The sequence below is a fragment of the Streptomyces sp. NPDC058964 genome (assembly GCF_042741275.1).
In the GTDB taxonomy this organism is placed as follows: Bacteria; Actinomycetota; Actinomycetes; order Streptomycetales; family Streptomycetaceae; genus Streptomyces.
Genome location: NZ_JBHYKH010000940.1, coordinates 1 through 313, shown reverse-complemented (window position 1 = coordinate 313; position 313 = coordinate 1). Strand labels below are relative to the sequence as shown.

Here is a 313-nt window from a genome sequence, read left to right as displayed (position 1 = left end):
GAGGGCACCTGCGGTGACCACGGTCGCGTCCGCCCAGGGGGACTTGGCGGGACGGATCTTGATCTCGCCGGGCAGCTTGCTCGTCATGCCCGGGTAGATGGTGGTCTCGCCGTCGATCCAGCGCACCAGCAGGTCATCGGTGTTCTTGTCGGTGAAGGACCCGGTGGTGAGCTGGCTGGCGTAGGTCCAGGTGGTGTTCTTCGCGACGACCTGGGTCTGCTTCTTCAGGCCGTTGACCGCCACGTCCGTGAATACGGGTCCGTGGCCCGCCTTCAACTCCACCCCCAGGTCGGCGCGGGGACCGCCCGCGCTG

1 pseudogene is annotated in these 313 nt (G+C 67.7%); it reads right to left on the bottom strand.

Annotated features, from left to right (window positions below):
- Positions 1–313, bottom strand: a pseudogene (locus tag ACFW2E_RS46580) (S1 family peptidase); the annotation flags it as partial.